At 63.7% G+C, this 20,796-nt stretch carries 16 protein-coding genes and 1 tRNA gene; 8 read left to right on the top strand and 9 right to left on the bottom strand.

What is annotated here, in order from left to right; translation table 11 throughout:
- Window positions 1-135: 135 nt before the first annotated feature.
- Entirely contained in the window at window positions 136-1,278 is a 1,143-nt protein-coding gene (locus IFT71_RS14135) for a CoA transferase (RefSeq protein ID WP_192141655.1), read from the top strand.
- A 31-nt stretch (window positions 1,279-1,309) separates the two neighbouring features.
- Here IFT71_RS14135 and IFT71_RS14130 read toward each other — a convergent pair whose 3' ends face one another.
- Window positions 1,310-2,617: a sugar MFS transporter gene (locus IFT71_RS14130; protein WP_192141653.1), complete on the bottom strand. Its 1,308-nt coding sequence runs from the start codon at window positions 2,615-2,617 to the stop codon at window positions 1,310-1,312.
- Window positions 2,618-2,789: 172 nt separating this feature from the next.
- Here IFT71_RS14130 and IFT71_RS14125 point away from each other — a divergent pair, with 172 nt between their 5' ends.
- The 6 genes from IFT71_RS14125 to IFT71_RS14100 all read left to right on the top strand — a co-directional run bounded on the left by IFT71_RS14125 (window position 2,790) and on the right by IFT71_RS14100 (window position 7,916).
- Window positions 2,790-3,551, top strand: coding sequence for a class II aldolase/adducin family protein (locus IFT71_RS14125; RefSeq protein ID WP_031438880.1), 762 nt, complete (start codon window positions 2,790-2,792; stop codon window positions 3,549-3,551).
- Window positions 3,552-3,591: 40 nt separating this feature from the next.
- The gene (locus IFT71_RS14120) at window positions 3,592-4,137 is read left to right on the top strand and encodes a (2Fe-2S)-binding protein (RefSeq protein WP_192141651.1); all 546 of its coding nucleotides are present in this window, start codon (window positions 3,592-3,594) and stop codon (window positions 4,135-4,137) included.
- Window positions 4,138-4,261: 124 nt separating this feature from the next.
- On the top strand, window positions 4,262-5,182 hold the full coding sequence (locus IFT71_RS14115) for an RcnB family protein (protein ID WP_192141649.1): 921 nt from the start codon (window positions 4,262-4,264) through the stop codon (window positions 5,180-5,182).
- Between the two features lie 92 nt (window positions 5,183-5,274).
- Window positions 5,275-5,958: a prolyl hydroxylase family protein gene (locus IFT71_RS14110; RefSeq protein ID WP_056406126.1), complete on the top strand. Its 684-nt coding sequence runs from the start codon at window positions 5,275-5,277 to the stop codon at window positions 5,956-5,958.
- An 84-nt stretch (window positions 5,959-6,042) separates the two neighbouring features.
- Window positions 6,043-7,794 (top strand): single-stranded-DNA-specific exonuclease RecJ, encoded by a 1,752-nt coding sequence (recJ, locus tag IFT71_RS14105; RefSeq protein ID WP_192141647.1) that lies wholly within the window; start codon window positions 6,043-6,045, stop codon window positions 7,792-7,794.
- Window positions 7,795-7,841: 47 nt separating this feature from the next.
- A tRNA-Glu gene (locus IFT71_RS14100) sits at window positions 7,842-7,916 on the top strand.
- Between the two features lie 932 nt (window positions 7,917-8,848).
- Here IFT71_RS14100 and IFT71_RS14095 read toward each other — a convergent pair.
- The 8 genes from IFT71_RS14095 to xrtV all read right to left on the bottom strand — a co-directional run bounded on the left by IFT71_RS14095 (window position 8,849) and on the right by xrtV (window position 19,668).
- On the bottom strand, window positions 8,849-10,837 hold the full coding sequence (locus tag IFT71_RS14095) for a BCCT family transporter (protein WP_192141645.1): 1,989 nt from the start codon (window positions 10,835-10,837) through the stop codon (window positions 8,849-8,851).
- Window positions 10,838-10,845: 8 nt separating this feature from the next.
- Entirely contained in the window at window positions 10,846-11,571 is a 726-nt protein-coding gene (locus IFT71_RS21990) for a glycoside hydrolase family 97 N-terminal domain-containing protein (protein ID WP_446740764.1), read from the bottom strand.
- A gap of 136 nt (window positions 11,572-11,707) precedes the next feature.
- Entirely contained in the window at window positions 11,708-12,730 is a 1,023-nt protein-coding gene (locus IFT71_RS14085; protein ID WP_192141641.1) for a potassium channel family protein, read from the bottom strand.
- A 212-nt stretch (window positions 12,731-12,942) separates the two neighbouring features.
- Window positions 12,943-14,250, bottom strand: a complete 1,308-nt coding sequence (locus IFT71_RS21875; protein ID WP_192141639.1) for a mechanosensitive ion channel domain-containing protein — start codon at window positions 14,248-14,250, stop codon at window positions 12,943-12,945.
- Window positions 14,251-14,552: 302 nt separating this feature from the next.
- A complete protein-coding gene (locus tag IFT71_RS14075; RefSeq protein ID WP_192141637.1) occupies window positions 14,553-15,557 on the bottom strand; it encodes an endonuclease/exonuclease/phosphatase family protein in 1,005 nt (334 codons plus the stop codon).
- 1,405 nt (window positions 15,558-16,962) lie between these two features.
- Window positions 16,963-17,823 (bottom strand): hypothetical protein, encoded by an 861-nt coding sequence (locus tag IFT71_RS14070; protein WP_031438869.1) that lies wholly within the window; start codon window positions 17,821-17,823, stop codon window positions 16,963-16,965.
- Between the two features lie 257 nt (window positions 17,824-18,080).
- A complete protein-coding gene (gene epsI / locus IFT71_RS14065) occupies window positions 18,081-18,770 on the bottom strand; it encodes an exosortase-associated protein EpsI, V-type (RefSeq protein WP_192141635.1) in 690 nt (229 codons plus the stop codon).
- 4 nt (window positions 18,771-18,774) lie between these two features.
- Window positions 18,775-19,668 carry an exosortase V gene (gene xrtV, locus IFT71_RS14060; protein ID WP_192141633.1) on the bottom strand — a complete coding sequence of 298 codons (894 nt, stop codon included), beginning with the start codon at window positions 19,666-19,668 and terminating at the stop codon, window positions 18,775-18,777.
- A gap of 423 nt (window positions 19,669-20,091) precedes the next feature.
- Between xrtV and IFT71_RS14055 the strand changes: the two genes are divergently transcribed.
- Complete coding sequence (locus IFT71_RS14055) at window positions 20,092-20,616, top strand: FxDxF family PEP-CTERM protein (RefSeq protein WP_167396671.1); 525 nt, start codon at window positions 20,092-20,094, stop codon at window positions 20,614-20,616.
- Window positions 20,617-20,796 lie beyond the last annotated feature (180 nt).

Genomic DNA, 20,796 nt, shown 5'->3' with positions numbered 1-20,796 from the left:
GATAGGCCACGTGCTTGCTTGCCACCCCGGCGAAGGCCGGGGCCCAGTTGGGGAACGCGCCTTGGCTGATGCTGCGTGTCGTTACTACAACCTTTCCAACTGGGCCCCGGCCTCCGCCGGGGTGGTGATTTAATCGTGGAAGGCAAACCTACACCCCTCGCCGGCCTAAAGGTCGTCGAACTCGCCCGCATCCTCGCCGGCCCCTGGGCTGGCCAGGTGCTCGCCGATCTCGGTGCCGACGTGACCAAGGTCGAGAGCCCCGCCGGCGACGACACCCGGACCTGGGGCCCGCCGTTCATCGACAACCCCGACGGCACCCGCGACGCGGCCTATTTCCACGCCGCCAACCGCGGCAAGCGCTCGGTCGTCGCGGACTTCACGACGCCCGAGGGACAGGCTGCGGTTCGTGCGCTGATCGCCGACGCCGATGTCGTGATCGAGAATTTCAAGGTCGGCGGGCTTGCCAGATACGGGCTCGACTATCCGACGCTCGCCGCAATCAATCCGCGGCTCGTCTATTGCTCGATCACCGGCTTTGGACAGGACGGACCCTACGCACCGCGCGCGGGCTATGACTTCATCGTCCAGGGCATGAGCGGGATCATGGATCTCACCGGCGAGCCCGATGGGGCGCCGCAAAAGATCGGCGTGGCCTTTGCCGACATCATGACCGGGCTGTATTCGGTGATCGCGATCCAGGCGGCGCTGGCGATGCGCGAGCGGACCGACCGGGGGCAGCAAATCGACATGGCGCTGCTCGACACAATGACCGGGGTGCTCGCCAATCAGGCGATGAACTGGTTTGCGAGCGGCGTCTCGCCGACGCGGGTCGGCAACGCGCACATGAACGTATGCCCCTATGCCGTCTTCCCGACGAGCGACGGGTGGTTCATCCTCGCGGTCGGCAATGACGGCCAGTTCCGGCGGTTCTGCGACGCGATGGGCCTGGCCGAAATGCGCGACGATCCGCGGTTCGCGACCAACGCCGGGCGGCTTGCCTTCAAGGATATCCTGTTCGCGGGGATCGAGGCGGCGACCTCGCTGGTGCCGAAGCTCGATCTGCTCGCGCGGCTGGAGGCGGTCGGCGTCCCCGCCGGGCCGATCAACACCGTCGCGCAGGCGTTCGACGATCCACAGGTGATCGCGCGCGGCATGGCGATCGACGTCGTGCGTCCGGATGGATCGAGCGTACCGGGTTTGCGCGCGCCGATCCGCTTCTCGGATGCCGATCTTGCGACCGGCCGGGCGGCACCGATGCTCCCGCCTCCGTCATCCTGACGAAGGTCAGGACGACGGAGGCATACGGAGGTTAGGCGGCGGCCGTCACCGGCTTGCGCGCATAGACTCCATAAGCAAGGATCAGCGCGTAGCAGATTGCCGGGAGCAGCAGCGCGAAGTGCAGGCTGCCCGACGAGTCCGCGAGCACGCCCGTGAAATAGGGAATGATCGCGCCGCCGACGATCGCCGTGGCGATCACGCCCGACCCCTCGGCCGCACGCTTGCCAAGGCCTTCGGATGCCAAGGCGAAGATCGTCGGGAACATCACCGAATTCATCAGCCCGATCGACAGCAAGGCCCAACCCGACACGGCACCCTCGGTATTCGCCGAGATCAGGATCAGCGCCAGCGTTCCCGTCGCAACACCGGCCAGAACCTTGCCCGGCGACACCTTGTTGAGGACATAGGCCCCGATGAACCGCCCGATCAGCGCGCCGCCCCAGTAGAAGGGCACATGCTGGCCGGCGGCGACATCGCTCAGGCCCATCACGCTCGGCTGCATCAGGTAGTTGACGATCAGCGAGCCGACCGCGACCTCGGCACCGACATACAGGAAGATGCACGCCGTCCCCATCGCGAAGCGCGGGCGCTTGAGCAGTGTGAAGGCGTGGAGGATGCTGCCCGTCTGCTCCTGCTCCTCGTTCAGCCGGTTGCGCCTGGTCCAGACGACGGCGGCGACGATCAGCAGCGCGATGGCAAGGCCGATATAGGTGTGGACGACGGTCCGCGACGATTCGGTCCGGTAGGCGTCAAGCGCGGCGCCGGTCAGCGTCGAGGAATCCACCGTCGCGAGACCACCGAGGATGACCGCGGAGCCGACATAGGGGAAGATCGTCGTGCCGAGCGAGTTGAACGCCTGCGCGAAGGTCAGCCGGCTCGATGCCGATTTCGGCGCGCCGAGCGCCGAGATCAGCGGGTTGGCGACGACCTGGACGACGGTGATGCCCGCGCCCAGCACGAACAGCGCGAACAGGAACATCTCGAAGCTGGCCTTGCCCGCCGCCGGGATGAACAACAGGCACCCGACGGTCATCGTCACCAGCCCGATCGAGGCGGTGCGCATATAGCCGGCCTTGCGCACGATCGCCGCGGCGGGGATCGAGAACAGCGCATAGGCGAGGAAGAAGGCCGACTGGACCAGCATCGCGGTCGCATGGTCGAGCGTGAACAGCTCCTTCATCTTGGGGATGATGATGTCGTTCAGCGAGGTGATGCCGCCGAAGATGAAGAACAGGCCGAAGACGAAGACGCGCAGGTCGGGGGCGTCGTAACCGTGATTGGCATCGCCCTCTGCGGCGGCGCCTCCCGCGGCGGCGGTGTGATGGGTGTCGACATGCATGATAAATTGCGCCCTCTCGCGGTCTTGTTGGGCGGCGGCATAAGCCGGGGCGACCGCGCGTGGCAATGGCAGAGGCGCGTTCGCGCGCCCGGCTGCGGCGTGCCACCCGTCGATTGCCGCGCTTTCGGGCATCGGGTATGCCGTTTGCAAACGCGACAAGGGAGAGCATGAGATGGCGACCGCAGCGCTGCGCAATTCGACGGTTTCACCCGCGGAATGGGAGGCCCGCCAGCAGCTTGCCGCCTGCTACCGCGTGTTCGACATGCTCGGCTGGTCCGAGATGATCTACAACCACATCACGTTGAAGATCCCCGGTGAGGACGGCGCGTTCCTGATCAACCCGTTCGGGCTGCATTTCAGCGAGGTGACCGCGTCGAGCCTCGTCAAGATCGACATCGACGGCAACAAGCTCGACCAGAACCCCTATCCGGTCAATCTCGCGGGCTTCACGCAGCACGCGCTGTTCCACAAGCACCTGCCCGACGCGCATTGCATCATGCACACGCATACGACCGCGGGCATGGCGGTCAGCGCGGTCGAGGGCGGGCTGCAGCCGACGAATTTCTATGCCTGCAATTTTATCGGCCAGATCGCCTATCATGATTTCGAGGGCGTCACCGTCCGGTCGGAAGAGGGCGAACGGCTGATCGAGCATCTCGGCGACAAGCGCGTGATGCTGCTGCGCAATCACGGCATTCTGGTCATGGGCCGGACGCTGCCCGAGGCGTTCATCAAGCACTGGTCGCTGCAGCGCGCCTGCGAGATCCAGGTCGCGACGGCGTCGATGGGCACGCCGATCCTGATCCCCGACGATGTCGTCAAGGTCCACCAGCGCGATCTCGGCAAGGTCTCGCTGCCCGGTGGCGCGGGCAAGGCGGATTTCGAGGCGATGGTCCGGCTGGTCGACAAGCGCGACACGAGCTGGCGGCAATAGCCCCCTCCCCTCCGCCCGGGGGATCGGCTAGCGCGCGGGGATGACCCGCTTCACCGTCAACAACCAGGCGATCGAATATCGGCTTGATCCCGCGACGCCGCTGCTCTGGGCGCTGCGCGATGCGTCGAACCTGACGGGGACGAAATATGGCTGCGGCACCGGCCATTGCGGCGCCTGCACGGTCGATATCGACGGCCGTGCGGTGCGCAGCTGCCGTGTGCCGATCGGGTCGATCGAGGGGCGCTATGTCACCACGATCGAGGGGCTGTCGCACGAACGCAACCACCCGCTGCAGCTCGCCTTCATCGCCGAAGCGGTGCCGCAATGCGGCTTCTGCATCCCCGGCATGATCATGGCCGCCGCCGCGCTGCTGAAACGCGATGCTGACCCCAGCGAGGCGCTGATCCGCGAACAGATCACCAATCTGTGCCGCTGCGGCGTCTATCCGCGCGTCGTCGAGGCGATCCAGCGCGCGGGCCGCGCGACCCGCGGCGAGGAGGTCCTGCCCGCCGGCCCCCGCCCCGAAATCGACCCGGCGGATTCCGCACGGCTCGTCCCCGCGCTCGTCCCGCCGCCCGCGCGCTAGGCCGCCCGCGCACGAATCCTGTCGGATCGCTGACCAAGCCATTCAGCGTCGCCTCACGCCGGTAAGGCTAGACGGGGTGCACCATAGGAGCCGGCTCGTGCGCCGGCAGTCGAGGACGACGGCAATGACGCGGAGTTTCCTGAAGATCTTGCTCGTGGCATCCGCACTGGTGCCGGTTGCCGCACAGGCGCAGCGGTTCGGTGCCGAGGCGCCGGGGAATGGCGAGATGCGTGGTGATCGGGGCGATCGAGGCGATCGAGGCGATCGAGGCGATCGAGGCGATCGAGGCGATCGTCCGCAACGTGCGGACCAGGGCGCGGTCGTGCAGAGCCAGGCACGCGGTGACGGCGGCTATGGGCGCAACGGCCGACCGGACGGCCCCCGCCAGGACTGGAATGCGCGCGTGGCGTCGGACCGACAGGCCGACCAGGTTCGCGAGAACTGGGTTCGCGGTAACGCGCAGCGTGATGCCCGCCAGGACGTCACAAACGATCGCCGCGGTCAGCCCGACCGCGCCCGCTTCGACGGCCGCCCCGGCGAGGACCGCGGCTATCGCGACGATCCACGCGGGCGCGCCGACTGGCGCGGCCGCCCGGACCCCCGCGGCCGCGACGACTGGCGCGGGCGCGACGGCGATCGGGATCGGGATCGGGGCGGCTATCGCAACGGCCAACATTTCGGCGGCTACGGCACCGTCCAGGGCTATGGTCGCGGCGGATATGGCCAGCGCGGAGCGTGGAACCGCGGCTGGCGCAGTGACACTCGCTATGGCTGGAGCGACTATCGCGCGAGCAACCGCGGCGCCTACCGCCTGCCGCGCTATTATGCGCCGAACGGCTGGGGCTCGGGCTATCGCCGCTTCGGCATCGGCTTTTCGCTGAACAGCATCCTGTACAACCAGAATTACTGGATCCAGGATCCCTACACCTATCGCCTGCCCGAGGCCTATGGCCCGTATCGCTGGGTCCGCTATTACAATGATGCGCTGCTCGTCGATCTCGACAGCGGGCGGGTCGTCGACACGGTCTACGACATCTTCTGGTAGGCGCATCGCGGCACGACGAGCGACCCCGCCCGTCGTGCCGTCCCAGTTGCGCCCCCCTTGCGTTTCGCGGACGGCTGCGCAAATTCGGATCCATGGGTTTATTCACCAAAGCCAAACCGCAGGATCCGATGGCGCCGACACGGCAGGCGGCGGGCGCCAGCGTCGCCGCGCGGCTCGACGCCAATCCGAAGGTCCAGCGGGTCGCAATCGACGGCGTGCAATTCTATCACCACGCCAACTTCCTCGACGCCGCGACCTGTCGTGCGCTCATCGCGCTGATCGATTCGAAGCGGCGACCGTCGACGCTGCTGTCCGACCGCCCGAACAGCAGTTTCCGCACGTCGGAGAGCTGCGACATGGATCGCTGGTCCCCCGATGTCCAACCCACCGACGAGGCGATCGCCGCTCTGCTCGGCATCGACCTGCCGCATGGCGAGACGATGCAGGGGCAGCGTTACGCCCCCGGCCAGCAATTTCGCGCGCATCACGATTATTTCCATGCGAGCGAAAGCTATTGGGACAAGATGCAGGAACAGGGCGGCCAGCGCACCTGGACCGCGATGGTCTATCTGAACGACGTGCCCGAGGGCGGCGCCACCTGGTTCCCACAGGCAGGCGTCAAGGTCGCGCCCAAGCGCGGGCTGCTGCTCGCGTGGAACAACATGAGCCCCGACGGCAGCCCCAATGGCCTGACGCTCCACGAAGGCATGCCGGTGGTCGAGGGCGTCAAATACATCGTCACGAAATGGTTTCGCGAACGCCCCTGGATCAAGTGACGCCCCTCCCCCGTCGGCGGAGGATCGCCTGCCCGCGTCGGTGAACCCGCTCGACAATCCCCCCGCAGCCACTACCTCCGGCGCATGACAGTTCTCGGCGTAACCTCCTCGATCCTCGGTCAGCCCTGGCGCTGGCGCTCGCTCGCCGCGGACGCGCGCGACGGGTTCGGCGGCGACGATCTGGTGACCCAGCTCCTTCTCGCACGCGGCTGCCCGCGCGAGGCGCTCGACGCGCACCGCACGCCGTCGATCCGCGCGTTCATGCCCGACCCGTCGATCTTCCGCGACATGGACCGCGCGGCCGATCGGCTCGCCGATGCGGTGCAGACGGGCGAACAGGTCGCGATCTTCGGCGATTACGACGTCGACGGCGCGACCTCCGCCGCGCTGATGATCCTCGTGCTGCGCGATCTGGGGATCGAGGCGCGCGCCTATATCCCCGACCGCCTGCTCGAAGGCTATGGCCCGTCGGGCGAGGCCATGGTCCGGCTCGCGGGAGAAGGCGCCTCGCTGATCGTCACGGTAGACTGCGGCGCGCAGGCGTTCGACGCGCTCGATGCCGCGCGCGATGCGAAGGTCGACGTGATCGTGATCGACCATCACAAATGCTCGACCGCACTCCCGCACGCGCTGGCGCTCGTCAATCCCAACCGGCTCGACGAGGATGAGGGCGCCGCGCATGGCCATCTCGCCGCAGTCGGCATGTGCTTCCTCGCTGCTGCCGCGCTCGTCCGCACGCTGCGCACGCGCGGCTATTTCGCGGATCGCGCCGAGCCCAAGCTCATCGACCTGCTCGACATCGTCGCGCTGGGCACCGTCGCCGACGTCGCGCAGTTGCGCGGGCTCAACCGTGCGTTCGTCGCGCAGGGGCTGAAGGTCATGGGCGCGCGCCGCAACATCGGCGTCGCGGCGTTGATCGCGGCGTCGCGGCTGACGCGCAACCCGACCTGCACCGATCTCGGCTTCGCGCTCGGCCCGCGGATCAACGCTGGCGGGCGCGTCGGCCGCGCCGATCTCGGCGTCCGCCTGCTGACGACGCAGGACCCCGACGAGGCGCGCGGGATCGCCGAGGAGCTCGACCGTCTCAACGAGGAACGCCGCGCGATCGAGACCGCGGTGCAGGAGGCCGCCGACCTTCTCGCCAGCCGCGAGCGCAGCGTCTCGGTCGTCGCCGGACATGGCTGGCATCCCGGCGTCATCGGCATCGTCGCGGGTCGCCTGAAGGAAAAGCTCGGCCGGCCCGCGATCGTCATCGCGGTCGACGAACACGGCATCGGCAAGGGATCGGGCCGGTCGATCCCGGGCGTCGATCTCGGCGCGGCGGTGATGGCGGCGCGCGAGCAGGGCCTGCTCGTGTCAGGGGGCGGCCACGCGATGGCGGCCGGACTGACGATCACCGAAGCGGCGATCCCGGCCTTTGCCGATTTCCTCGAGAACCGGCTCGCCGCGGCGGTGGCGCAGTCGAATGACGGCCGCGCGCTGCTGCTCGATGCGGTCCTTGCCGCGGGCGGGGTCAATCCTGCGCTGGTCGAATCGATGGACGCAGGTGGCCCCTATGGGATGGGCTGGCCCGCACCGCGCGTCGCGATGGGGCCGGTCCGCGTGATCAAGGCGGATGTGGTGGGCAATGGCCATGTCCGCACGATCGTGGCGGGTGACGACGGCCGCAGCGTCAAGGCGATGGCGTTCCGCGCCGCCGAGACGCCGCTCGGCCAGGCGCTGCTCGGCGCGGCCCCGCACCGCAAGCTCTGGCTCGCCGGTCGCGCCAAGATCGACGACTGGGCATCGCGCCCCGCAGCGGAGTTGCACGTCGAAGATGCCGCTTGGGCCGATTGAAGGGTTGACGGGCCAGCCACTTGGCCTTAGGCGCCTCCAACCACGCAGGCCCCTTCGTCTAGCGGTTAGGACGCGGCCCTTTCACGGCTGAAGCACGGGTTCGATTCCCGTAGGGGTCACCATCTCATCGCCACGCGGTTGAGATTGGCGAAATATCAATAGAATCAATGTCTCGTGAGACGCCCAGTGCTACAGATGGGCGTCGCATCACGCGGTCCATCAAGCGCGGCAGATCGCGTTTCTCGCAGTTTCGAATGATGGTTGCGGAGGGTGTCCGAGGGGTCATCGGCAATCCGGCGTGGACAGGGTGTCTGAGAACAACCGACCCGTTCCTGGCGCGTAGGAAGCGCGCCGTGCTGGTTATCGGATGCCTGCCGAGATCAGGCAGCGCGAGACGGGATCACCGCCAGACAAATGGTCGCTGAGCGCACCAAGGCCGTATTGCATTGAGACGGCTGTTCCGCGACTGCGGCCCATGCCTCACGCCAGCAACATCGTCTATTGCGACGGTCCAGACAGCCCCCACGCCTTCGACATCGTTCCGATCCAGCCCCGTAAGGGGAGCTTGGATGCAATGTGCCCATTCTGCAAAGGCCGGGGCCAATGGAATACCGAGATTGATCTCGTAAGCTTCCGCTGCAAGCGCACTGCCTGCGATCGGTGCCATGGCGCTGGATGGGTAGAAACCGGCTCGGACCCGGTCGGCCTGCCCGACATCGAGATTTCACCGGAAGGCTACCCCCGGTGGACCCTGCGCTTCGAACCTGCCGACGAAGTCACGCCGATTGACCCGGAAAAACCAGGCCTATCGCAGACCTAGGAAATTATTGGTTTGGTCAGGCGCACCGAGCTTGGCCGCAACCCACGCAACGTCCTCGTCGCTTGGCTCCTCCGGCAGGTCCTCGCCAGGCGAGAGCGCGCCATCGGGGCGGCCTTGCGGGGTGCCGGCAATCGGCTCGCCGATGGCGCGCTCATTGGCACTGTCCGTGACCTTTTCTCTATTCGGCATGTCATTCTCGGCGGCGGCGGCTCCTGGTCGGCGAACAGCCCCTGCTCAGGTCATCCGCCGAGCGTGGCGGAACCGCGCATACCGATTGAGGAGATCGTTGATCAGCTGCTCGTCGCTCAGGCCGGTCACATCATGCGCCGGCTCTCCCTCCGAGGAATGCGCCACCGCCCGGTAGTGGAGACGCTCCTGTTCGTTCGCCTTGCGCGATGCCGCCCAGGCGAAGCTCGCCTGGCGGAAGCCGCGTGCCCGAACCCCGTAGCGGAACTCGCCACGCTCGCCGTGCGGGATGCAAAGCTCGACCTGGTTTTCGTCCTGAACGAGGGTTGGCGAAAGGCCGCTGTCGCGCATCTGTTCCGCTACTGCGTCGAGCGCCGGGCTTGCCGTATCGGTGAGGAACGCCGCAACCTCACGCTTGTCGTGGAAGCGCGTGATGGTCGCGAGGCGTTGCTGCCAGCTCAACGGCGTTTCGGCGATCGGAGCGGAACCCGCGTCCGACAGGTCCATCGCTTCCTGACCCTCGGTCTGCAAGGCGCGCAGCAGCCCATAGCAGATGAACACCATAACCACCGCGAATGGCAGTGCACTGGCGATCGCGGCCGTCTGAAGGGCCTGGAGCCCCCCGGCGACCAGCAGCACAGCACCGACGCCGCCCGCAGATACCGCCCAGAACACACGCTGCCACACCGGCGGGTTCTCCGCCGCGCCCGACGTGATCATGTCGATGACCAATGCCCCGGAATCCGCCGACGTGACGAAGAAGGTGATGATCAAGAGTGTCGCGATACCCGAGACGATCGTTGCGAAGGGTAGCTGCTCCAGTGTCTCGAACAACGCCACCGGCAGATTGTTGGCGACGGTGTCGGCGATGGCGGTCGTACCAGCCATGTCCAGCGCGATCGCGGTGTTGCCGAACACCGTCATCCAGAGGAAGGTGAAAAGGGTCGGCACCAGCAGCACGCCGCCGATGAATTCGCGGATCGTGCGCCCACGCGAGATGCGGGCGATGAACATGCCAACGAAGGGCGACCATGCGATCCACCAACCCCAATAGAACAAGGTCCAATTGCCCAGCCACGGGTTGGGTTCATAGGCGTAGAGGCGGAAGGTGCGCGGCACGACTTCGCCAAGATAGGTGCCGATGTTCTGCACAAAGGCCTGGAGCAGGAACACCGTCGACCCGGTGACGAGGACGAAGGCGAGCAGCAGTCCGGCCAGGATGATGTTGAGTTCGGACAGGCGCTTCACGCCCTTGTCCAGCCCGGCAACGACCGACAGCGTGGCCATGCCGGTGATGGCGGCGATCAGGACGAGCTGAACGGGGATGCTCGTCGGCAGGCCGAACAGGTAATTGAACCCGGCATTCACCTGCAGCACGCCGAGACCAAGCGACGTCGCAACGCCGAACATCGTGCCCAGCACCGCGAAGATGTCGACAGCGTGGCCGATCGGGCCATAGATCCGCTTGCCAATCAGCGGGTAGAGTGCCGAGCGGATGGTGAGCGGTAGTCCACGGCGAAACGCGAAATAGGCAAGCGCCAGCCCGACCACGATGTAGATCGCCCAAGCGTGCAGGCCCCAGTGGAAGAAGGTGAGGACCATCGCTTCGCGCGCGGCCGCGATCGTCTTCCCCTCACCCACGGGCGGCGATGCATAATGCTGGATCGGCTCGGCCACGCCGAAGAAGATCAGGCCGATGCCCATCCCCGCACTGAACAGCATCGCGAACCAGGACAGGTAGCTGTAATCCGGTTCGCTGTCGTCGGGCCCGAGCTTCACATCGCCATAGCGACTGAACATCAGGAAGATGGCGAAGATCAGGAACCCCGCGACCGCGGCGATGTAGAACCAGCCGAAATCCGCGACGATCAGCGCCTGCACGGTCGTGAATACCCGGTTCGCAGTCTCCGGGGCGAGCGCGCCGAAGAGGGCGAAGGCCAGGATCAGGCCTGCCGAAACGAAGAATACAGGCGGATTGATCTCCGCCTTGCGTCCCGCGGCTGGCTGTGGCGCGTCACTCGGTACCGGCTCGGTCAATGTACCCCCTATTCATGGTTAATTTCCTGTCCAGTGAATGGAACGACGCTGAGCCTTGTCAGTTGCGAACGAGTGTTACGATGCGGAAACGATTGACCAGGTCTCGCTTGCGGCCTCGCCCTGTCGGTGGTGCTGTCGTCGGCGGCAACAGCGCAGGACGCCCGGTTAAGCAAAGCGATGAGCGTCTGACCGAGACGATTTTGCCGGCCGAGAAGAAGGCCAGTGTGCTTGCCGGAACATGGAACAGTATCCAGGGGTCGAAGCCCGGGCTCGGCCAGCCGAACGATGGCGCCCTGCCGGGCTGGTACGAAACCGACCTCTATGCCGGTGCGTCGATCGAGCTCGACAAGCGATGGACGGTGTCGGGAACCTATTATCGATACGTCTCGCCCTCGGCATGCGTAATCGAGCGGGAAGCGAAGCGCGGTCGTCTCGGACGAAAGCCGTATTTCTCCCTGTCTTGGCTCGGCAGGAATCTCGAGCCTGAACGCTGCGCCCTGATCATAGGCCCTCAGGCGCAGCGGGAGTGCCCATTTACCGCCATTGAGTTCACGCCCCCTGACCAGCAATTCCCCGTGTCGCGCTTCATCGTCGTTGGCCGACGCAATAGCCTCTGAGCCTTCGATGATCATGAGGCCGTACGCATCGCCCTCTGGCCGCAAACCGACGTCCGAGGGGGCAACGACATCGCGATCATCATGCCGGATCCGAACGGCCAATCCGCTACTTTCCACCCGACCGGCGACGATTTAGGTTCGGCCGTCAGGCGATCGAAACGAGGCCTCGCCCTATCTTGATGAAGAACGCCATGGATCCGGTAGACGAGGTGCCCCCGCAAAAAACGGCGCTGGCCGGACATTTGGTGGTAAATTAGCGCCGGGGGACAACCTCAACGATAATATCACCCGCTTCCAGACGGGCGGCCTCGGGTTCCCAGAAGCAAAAGTCCTGATGCCCACGATAGATGCGGTGGCCGAGTCCGGTGGCGATGGCGGCAAGCGGTTTGCCGACCTCTTCTGCAGCGACCTCGCGTTCCCGCAGGACTACACGCCCGCCCGACGCGGCAAGATCGGCCATGTATTCGGCAGTGTGAGCGCCGTGCGTGGACCCAGCGAGCAAAAGGCCGGCGAAGCTGGCCGGGTTGATGACCACGTTTGCGCCCGCCTGATGCGCAATCGCTTCATTGTCCTCCGACCGGATCACCACGCTGATCGGCAGATCGGGCGCGATCCGCCGCGCTGTCAGCACGATAAGGATCGAGGTATCGTCGCGACCGGCGGAGACGATGAGCGCGCGGGCCTTGGAGAGACGGGCGGCCTCCAGCGCGGCGTTGCGCGTGGCGTTTCCCTCCATCACCGTCGTGCCGCAACTCTCCGCCGTGCGTAACGCCGCGGCGCGCTCGTCGACGACCACGATCATGCCCGGATCGGCGCCGCGACGGATGAGTTCGCTGACGGCCTCAGACCCGCTCGTACCGAAACCGGCGACCACGACATGGTCTTCGAGGTGTCGCTGGATTACCGACATACGCCATTTCTCCCAGACGCCCTTGAGCAGAAAATCATACGCGGTACCTAGAAAGATGAGCCATACGAAGAGCCGGATCGGCGTCACGACGAAGGTATCGAACATCCGCGCCTGCTGCGTCACGGGCACGATGTCGCCGTAGCCGACGGTCGTCACGGTAATCATGGTGAAATACAGGATGTCGGCGAAGGTCACGGGCTCGCCCGAGTTCTGCCGCAGGCCCTCGCGATCGAACCAGTGCACCGCGAGCGCGATGCCGATCAGCGCCAACGCGACCAGCGCCCGCCAGGACAGGGCCAGCCACGCCGGGGTTCGGCTCTGGCGGCGCAGGCGATAGTGCACCGTGTCTGCATCGTCAGTGTGCATGCCGTCTCTTGCCCATCCGCAGTGCCACTGTGAAGTCTTTCGGTGATCCGCTTGATTGGTTGGCATTTGGGGAGGATACAAACCCTCGATAGCGCCTGTCTGCAATCGCTTACGGTGGATCGACATGAGGATCCCGAGCAGGATCCGGGCCGTACGCCGCGGAGCAGTGCCCCGCTTTATCGAACGGGCGCCCTGATCACTGCGGCGGTGGCCTAGGCCGGGGGCGTTTGCTCGCCCGATGGAGAATGAAAACGGAGATCGCGCTGAGGCACCGGGATGGTGACGCCGTGTTCCTTGAACAGGTCCCAGATGCGAAAGAACACGTCGCTTGTGACGTTCCCAACCCCCGCCTCGGGGCTGTCGATCCAGATCCGCAGGTCGAATTCCACCCCATTGTCGCCGAATTCCTTGATCCAGCAGACAGGGGCGGGTTCGGTCAGCACACGGGGCGAGACGGACGCGGCCTCGACGGCAAGCCTTTGCGCCAGTCGCAGATCGCAATCGAACGACACCCGAAACCCGACATGAACCCTGACGTCCCGGCTTGAGAAGGACCAGTTTTCGACTTCGTCGGTCATCAGCCGTTCGTTCGGGATCAGATGCTCTTTGCCATCGCGGGTCAGGACCGAGACCGCACGAACGCCGATCTTGTTGACCCAGCCGAAGGTGTCGCCGACCGCGATGACGTCGCCGGGCTTGATCGATCGGTCGAGCAGCAGGATGAGGCCGGCGATCAGATTGCCGAGCGTCTTCTGCAAGCCGAAACCGATCGCGAGCCCGAACGCGCCGGAGAACACGGCCAGCGCCGTGAGATCGATGCCGAGGAGATCGATACCGACGAAGATCGCGACGGTGACGACCGCAATCTGAGCGAGTTTCTGGAACAGCACGCGTTGCGCCGCGTCGAGCAGCCGCGCCTGCCCGATCCAGCGCAGGATCAGCCCGAGCAGCGCACGCGCGGCAAGGAACAGCAGGAGCGACAAGCCGACCGCGTTGACGATGTCGAGCAGCGAGATGCGGCGGCTGCCGACCCCCATGCTCGCGCGATCCAGCCCCGCGATCAACGGGGTCAGGCCGCCCAGTCGACTTGCCAGCACGATGAGAAACAGGGTGGCGGCAATCAGCGACGCCGGTCGGCTCCGAAGACCGAGCGCACGGCCGAACTGATAGGCCAGCGCCGCGACCGCGATGCCGAGACCCGCCGCAAGCAGAAGATCGGCGCCGGGGTTAAGCCCCCGAACGCCAAGAAACGCCGTCAGGACCAGCGCCGTCACGCCGGCGCGGGTAATCGCCATCAGGCGCGGCGCGACCACGTCGGCGTGGCGCGGCGCCAAGGCCGGCAGGAGGTATCTACAGGCAAGGCGCGCTGCAACGATACCCAGCAGAAGGGCCGTGCTCAGGATCGCGACAGCCGCGATCAGGTCATGAAACGGCAGCGCCGTCCATTGATCCAGATAGGTCTGCCACCAGGCATCATGTTCCAACCGGTTCTCCAATGCCATCTCGTCGGCGTCGGTCACCCGACAATCCCAGCGTCATTCCCGTCTGGTCGCCGGATCCCTGTTAAACGGACTTGGCACCCCGGTCAGCCCTTGTACGTCATGCGCGTTACCGCCGTGCCGTTTGCGCCATTCCGGGCAAGGGATCGCTGGTGAAGCAGCGCGAAGCACGGGCGAGTTGCCCGGCACCATCTCTGTGCCCCCTACCCTGTCATGCGATGCCAACGCCGTTCGCCAGATACCAGTGTCTTGAGCTGGTCGTCCTACAACGGCTCTGCCCCAATCATGTACGTCAAATCGGTGAGCTTGGCTTACCGCTCGCGCTAGTCCTCGTGATACTCCTGAAGGACCTCCTTCACGTCCTTGCGGTCTTCGTTCGACACTGCATCAGGCGCCTTGTTGGCGCCTGACCGGCCGGTCAGGCAAAGACGCGAATGTATCGGGAGATGGTCTGAACCCACATCTTCCAGCACCTCGAGGCTATGCACCTTGAACTCGGGTGTGACGAACATGTGGTCGAGCGGCCAACCGAGCAGCGGCGTGCGCGCGGGGAAGGTTGCGAACGTGCCCCGACCGATCCGAGCGTCGAGATAGCCTCCGACGCGTTTGAACAGCTGCGAGGTGTGCGACCATGCGACATCGTTGAAGTCGCCGATCGCCAATACCGGTAGCTTCGCGCGGGCGGCGCGACTTGCCGCGATCGCGATCTCGGCGTCGCGTGCCTCGGTATCCTGCCCGGGAACGGGCGGGCGCGGGTGAAGTGCTATCACGCGAAATCGATCACCGGCCGTCAGCTCGGCATGGACCGACGGCGTATCCTTTTGGGCGATCGTTTCGATCCGCCCATCGTGCATCGGCAGCCGCGTGGCGAAGATCATGCCGTAGGTATTGCCGATCGGTTGTTCGAGCCGGTGTGAATAGCGCGCAAGCTGCTTGGCCAATGCATCGGCCCAGCGCTGGTCGGTTTCCATCAATAGCAGGATATCGGGCCGAACCCGGTCGATCAGCCGCGCCGTTCGCCCATAGTCTCGATTGGACTCCAACACATTCAGCGAAAGGACGCCGAAACACCGGCTCTGCGCGGTTGCGGCATCATCCGCAAAGGCCAGCTCCGTCTTGGCAAGCGGTGTATACGGGTAGATGCGATAGAGTTGCCACCCGGCTGCGACGGCGCACCCCAACGCGATCCATCGTCCTGCCTGCCGATCCAGCCACAGCGCCAGGCCTCCGCCCAAAAGCAGAAGGCCGAGTATCTGAACCCGGGGAAAGTCCCAGATCCTGATCCACCATTCGTTGGACTCGATGATGCTGAGCCCAGTTACGAGCATCAATACGCCTGTGAGGGCACGGATCGGAAATGTAGCTAGCCGCATTGCTGATGCCTAAGAGCGGCCTTGCCTTGGACCAAGCCCTATAACCTTCAGGCCGAGATATCACTGGCGCTGCTGCCGAAGCCGGAGCCGTATCGAGGCCATGTTCGGTCGTTTGACGAACGGGCGCGGCGGCGTCAGTCGCAACGATCGATGGCCGAAGCCCGTCCCTCTCCGCAATCGCCCTCACCACCTTGGGCCTCGTGTAACACTGATTAACGAGTCGTCACCCTAGTAACGGGAGTTCCACCGATTCGTCGGCCAAAACGCTCTGTTCAACGAATATTGGATCCCGACTCGGTTTTAGTAGATTGCCATATTAACCACGACCGGGCAGGACGGTCTTGCCGCGGGGCGGCAGCATAATCCATTTAACTCAAAGGAAATTTTATGCGTTATTGGCAGAACGGCAAGCCTTTCAAGGGTTAAGTCGAACATAAAGGACGACTCGCTATCTGATAGTGGGTCGTCCTTTGTTTTTGCATGCTACCGCATTGATAAAATTGTTACAGTTTTTTTACGTTATGGTGAATCGACTGGAAAATGTTCATTCTTGCGACAAGCGACGGCTTCTGAGTTCTTATCCCGGATGACTTTTGGATCGGAATAGCCTGTCTGACGGTTTTCAGCCGCCTTAAAGTTGCTATGATCATACCGAAGATGTTGGCGCCAGGCATGAAACATGCTGTGCCGACCATAATCTAAATCATCTTTACCTCCTGCTGCCCACATTGCGCAGTAACCGGTAGTAATTTAGCGCCGAATGCCGGCGCCGATGGCTCTCTTTAGGGCCCTTCACCCAATGATAATCGCAGATGCTGTCAGGTGGCTGACGCTGCTGGACAGCGTAAACGCCGCACTTGAACACAGCTCGAGACGCACCGAGAACAAGTCTCCACTGCATTCCAGCGCGTAGGCAACCTCGTACACAAGCGTGGCGAGGCAGGCCTGGTCCGCACCGGCGCGACCTTACTGAGCGTAAAGCGGTCAGTTCACCAGACCTTGGGCGATACCCAGTCATCATGGTACGCATTACGATCGCGCCGCGGGTCGGTGCGGCGGCGTGAACGACGGCCTGATCGCACCGGGACGTCCGCTGGCAAACGGTGCAACCCGCGATACATCTGCCGGTCCTATCTAAGCCGGCGACGCTTGCCTGACATAGAGTCGACACGGCATCATCGCGGCCGCGCCCGCATGCGTCCGCGACGCTGCCGCCCTCAGACGAAACTTCACCCAGCGGCATGTCAGATCCGCAGAGTCCCCTCTGTCGCGGACGTCAGCGGCACGTCCTTGCCCGTTGTAGCGGAGGCTGACGCACTCCGCGCCAACGGGCGCCGATCGAAAGAGCCTTCAATCGGAATTACTGAGAAGCCTTCGCCTTGGGATCGAGGGGTTTGGCATACTCGATCTTCGCCGCGTTCCGCAGCGCCGCCTGATGCTGAACGATGCCTGCCTGGATGCGATCACGTGCGATCCCCTGCTTGGCGAGTTCATTGATAGCAGCGGAGCTCGCTTCGGCTGGACGGACGCTTATAACATGATTGGCGATCGCCGTTGCACCTTCGAGAATAACCAGAGGCTCACCGTTCACCGTCGTCATCAATCGACCGAGTGCGTTACGATCCAGACTTGCGCTGTCGAGCTCCACCGTTGCCCGCTGATAGCTCACGCCCCGGCTATCCAGAACTGCTGTCAATTCCGCCAGTGTCTTTGCCGGCTTCATAGCCGCGATCAGGCTCGGGTTATTTGGTGCTGGAAAACGAATCTGTTCCACCGACAGTGTCCGGCGCTCCCTACTCAGTTCGGGATGCTTCGCCAGATACGTCTCGACGTCGCGCGTCGTGACCGGTTGAGGCACACCTGCTGCGACCGATTGCAGCGCAAGGTTCGCCATCACGATATTTTTGGCACGCTCCACGGCAAGAACAGCGTTCGGCTTCTTGTAAAGACCATCACGCTCGCCGGCCTGGATGACCAGCTTTCGATCGATAAGGGCCTGCAGGGCCTTTGGCTGAAGGTCTTTCGAGTTTTGCGCGTTGGCCCCGCTCAACCCCAGCTCGAAATTGAGTTCGCTTTGCGTGATGGCTTCGCCATTGACCGTAGCAACCGTCTGACCGCTCGGTCCGGCCTTATTACAGGCCGCTGCCGCCAGCGTGAGTGCGAGTGCTGCGGCAGACAGAGTTTGCCGCTTGGTGATGAGGAACCTGGAGGATGCTGACATAAGCAATTACCTTAGACATAATGCAGAAGGAAACGAGATGGGAACCGTATAGAACTGGTTAAGCGTCGTGATTTTTGCAGGGCTTGCGCGTTTTATACCTGCGGCGATCGATGGATGAAAAGCCGGTTGATACGGTGTGGTGCTATTTGCTGTGCGCGCTGAGCAAGTGACGTGACAATGAGGGCGCTGCCGCTCCCACCATATTATGGTCGCGGCGAGACTTGACGATATATTCGGTGCCTTGCGACCCTCATCGCCTATGCGTTGATCGGGCCAGCGAGAAGTGCGCGGCCAGAGGGGCCGCAGGACTCGAACAATGTTTTCGCAAAGCCCATCATGGTTGCCTCTGCAGCCTTGGCATCGGGATCGATGATCGAAAATCGTATCAAGGCCCCATCTGGGACGAGGCCGGCCAGGTTCTGCATTGCGATGGACCGTCGCTGATCGTCCCACGACACCGGAAAACGATTCCCCAGGCGAGTCCAATAAAGAACCTGCTCTGTACGGGTATCGCGCACTGTCGTTAGGAAGCGCCCTGGTGCACTGATGCCATTGCCCAGTGGAATATCCACGTCTCGTATATCGGTGATCGTAAAACCGGATCCCGGGTAGCAGGACTCAGGACGATGCACCATCAACATGCCGCTCTGCCGATACGCATAGGCGATCAAAAGCATGATGGGCGGAGCGCCCTCGGCACCGTAACTGCGCATCAACTGCTTCTCATAGACGGCTGCCGCTTTTGCTTCATCCTCGGGGGGTAGAACAAAGCTGACATCCGGCACCATCGCCCAAGGCGCTGCTTGCTTTGGAATGGCGTCGTTCAGGTTTCCGGAAGGAATGGCAACGACGAGCTCGGTAGGGCGTCGAGCATAGGTGACACCTGCGGTTATGCCGAACGCGAGACCCAAGGCAGCTTCTCGTCGGGTAAATCGAGCGATGGTCATGTCGTTACTTTCGGCCCCAACGTGAAACAATAGGATGCAGCACCGCATCCAGTCCCAGCAGCATAAGCAATGCCAGGATAAACATGCCCATGCCGACCAGCTCATGCGCCAGGCCCTGCGCGGCCTCTTCCGAGATGTAATAGGTCATTAGCACCAAGATGATGATACGCAGAAAGTTTGCCGCTATAGCCAATGGTATCATCAGCGATATCAGCAAGAGCGCGTAGCGCGGCGCATTGCCATGCCGCAGATAGACATAGAAAACGCCTAACGCACAAATGCCGATCAGGGAGTTTATCCCGGAACAAGCCGTCGCGACCAGCAACTGATATCCACCAATCTGAATAACCGTTCCGGTACTCCCGATGGGAAGACCAAATGCGGCCAGCAAGTTTACGGAAGCATCGGAGATCAAGTCCTTGATGGGACGCGTAGCGACGAAAACCCAGTTCTCCGGCGGCGTGATGATGAACAGCAGGTACACCAAGGGGAACCACAGCCTCTTGAGCGCCTCCTTACCGAGATAAGTCCATAATAATACTACGATCACGGTGTAGAGGGACAGGGCCTCAATCGCCAAGATGCTGGTAATTCGCCCTACGGAATAGAGGAGCAACGCGGGGACCAGCAGCAAGCCGACAGGAAGGAAGGATTGGCGCTTGGCGACCTCCCACGGCCGCGCACGCCAGATCAGCCACAGCGCGGAAATGAAGATAATGGGCCCGTGCGCGCCCTGTTCGGTGGACCAGCTGACGGTCGCCAGCCGGCTCAGCGTCGGCAGGATGAGGCACGCCAATCCTATCAGAAGCGGCCACCACCGCGCTGTCCAGCGCGCCAGGCCGCTACCGACGTCAGTCCACGACCCGCTTGGCTGCGGCCGCGCCTCTACCCGTATCACGCATTTCTCCCGACGACTTATGAGCGGCAAAGCTAGCGTCTTTTACCCAATATTCAAAGCCATCCCCACGATCGCCGAGAATGCCATCGCCCGCACCATTGATAGGCCACCCGTATCGCCCCGGGACAAGGCGAGGCCATACCACCCCTATCAAGCAGCGCGCGCCCATGCGCCGAAACCGCGCTTTCCGGCTGCCTGGGGGCCGCCCCCAGGAGAGCATAAGGCCTAGCGGTGCTCGAAGCGGAACGTGCCTTCCGGCCCCGTCTGCGACGAAGGAAGGCCGATTGTCCCAAACTTGGACATTATTGAGATCATGGGGAAATCTCAGCGTTATATCGGTTTGCGAATCGCCATGCCCCCCGGTAACAGCTTGTTAAGTATCAAATAGAGGGAACCATCATGAAGCGTCTACTACTCTCGACCATGGCATTCGCATCGGCTTTCGCGATGGCCCCTGCAGCTCACGCAGCGGATTTCGTTCCGGGCAACCCCGAGTTCACCGTAAGCGGTGACATCACGGACGGTACTGTTTCGGCAGACTTCGGTCGTTCGGGCATTGCGTCGGGCATGTTCACGGATACCTTCAACTTCATCATCGATCAGACTGGTCTGGCCAGCGGCACGCTGAGCACGAACACCACGCGCCTGACGAGCTCGACCGATCTCGACATCCTGTCGGTGTTCATCAATGGCTTCGCAGCCACGAAGACCATCGTCGGCAACGCCGAGTTCTTCGAGATCAACAACGTCGCGATCACATCGGGTGCGACGAACAAGATTGTCGTGAACGGCATGTCGCGTGGCAACGGCTCCTATGCCGGCACCGCAACCTTTGAGCCTTCGGCAGTTCCCGAGGCTGGTACCTGGGCAATCATGCTGTTCGGTATCGGCGGCATCGGCGCATCGATGCGCGTTCGTCGTCGCCAGGCGAAGATCGCATTCGCCTAAGCGCATTTCACAGCTGGTCCCAGCGCCCATCTGTGTGAAGGCAGCCGTCAACCTTTCGAGGTTGGCGGCTGTTTTTGTTTAGTCTACGGCGCGGACGGGTCGACGAAAGGATCCATGCGGCGCGACCAGCGCCGTTGACCGATACTTGGGCAGGCGGGATGGTCCATGCTGCGCCCAAAG

The sequence above is a fragment of the Sphingomonas sp. CFBP 13733 genome, from assembly GCF_014841795.1.
Lineage (GTDB): Bacteria > Pseudomonadota > Alphaproteobacteria > Sphingomonadales > Sphingomonadaceae > Sphingomonas > Sphingomonas aerolata.
This window is presented reverse-complemented; position numbering and strand designations above follow the sequence as displayed.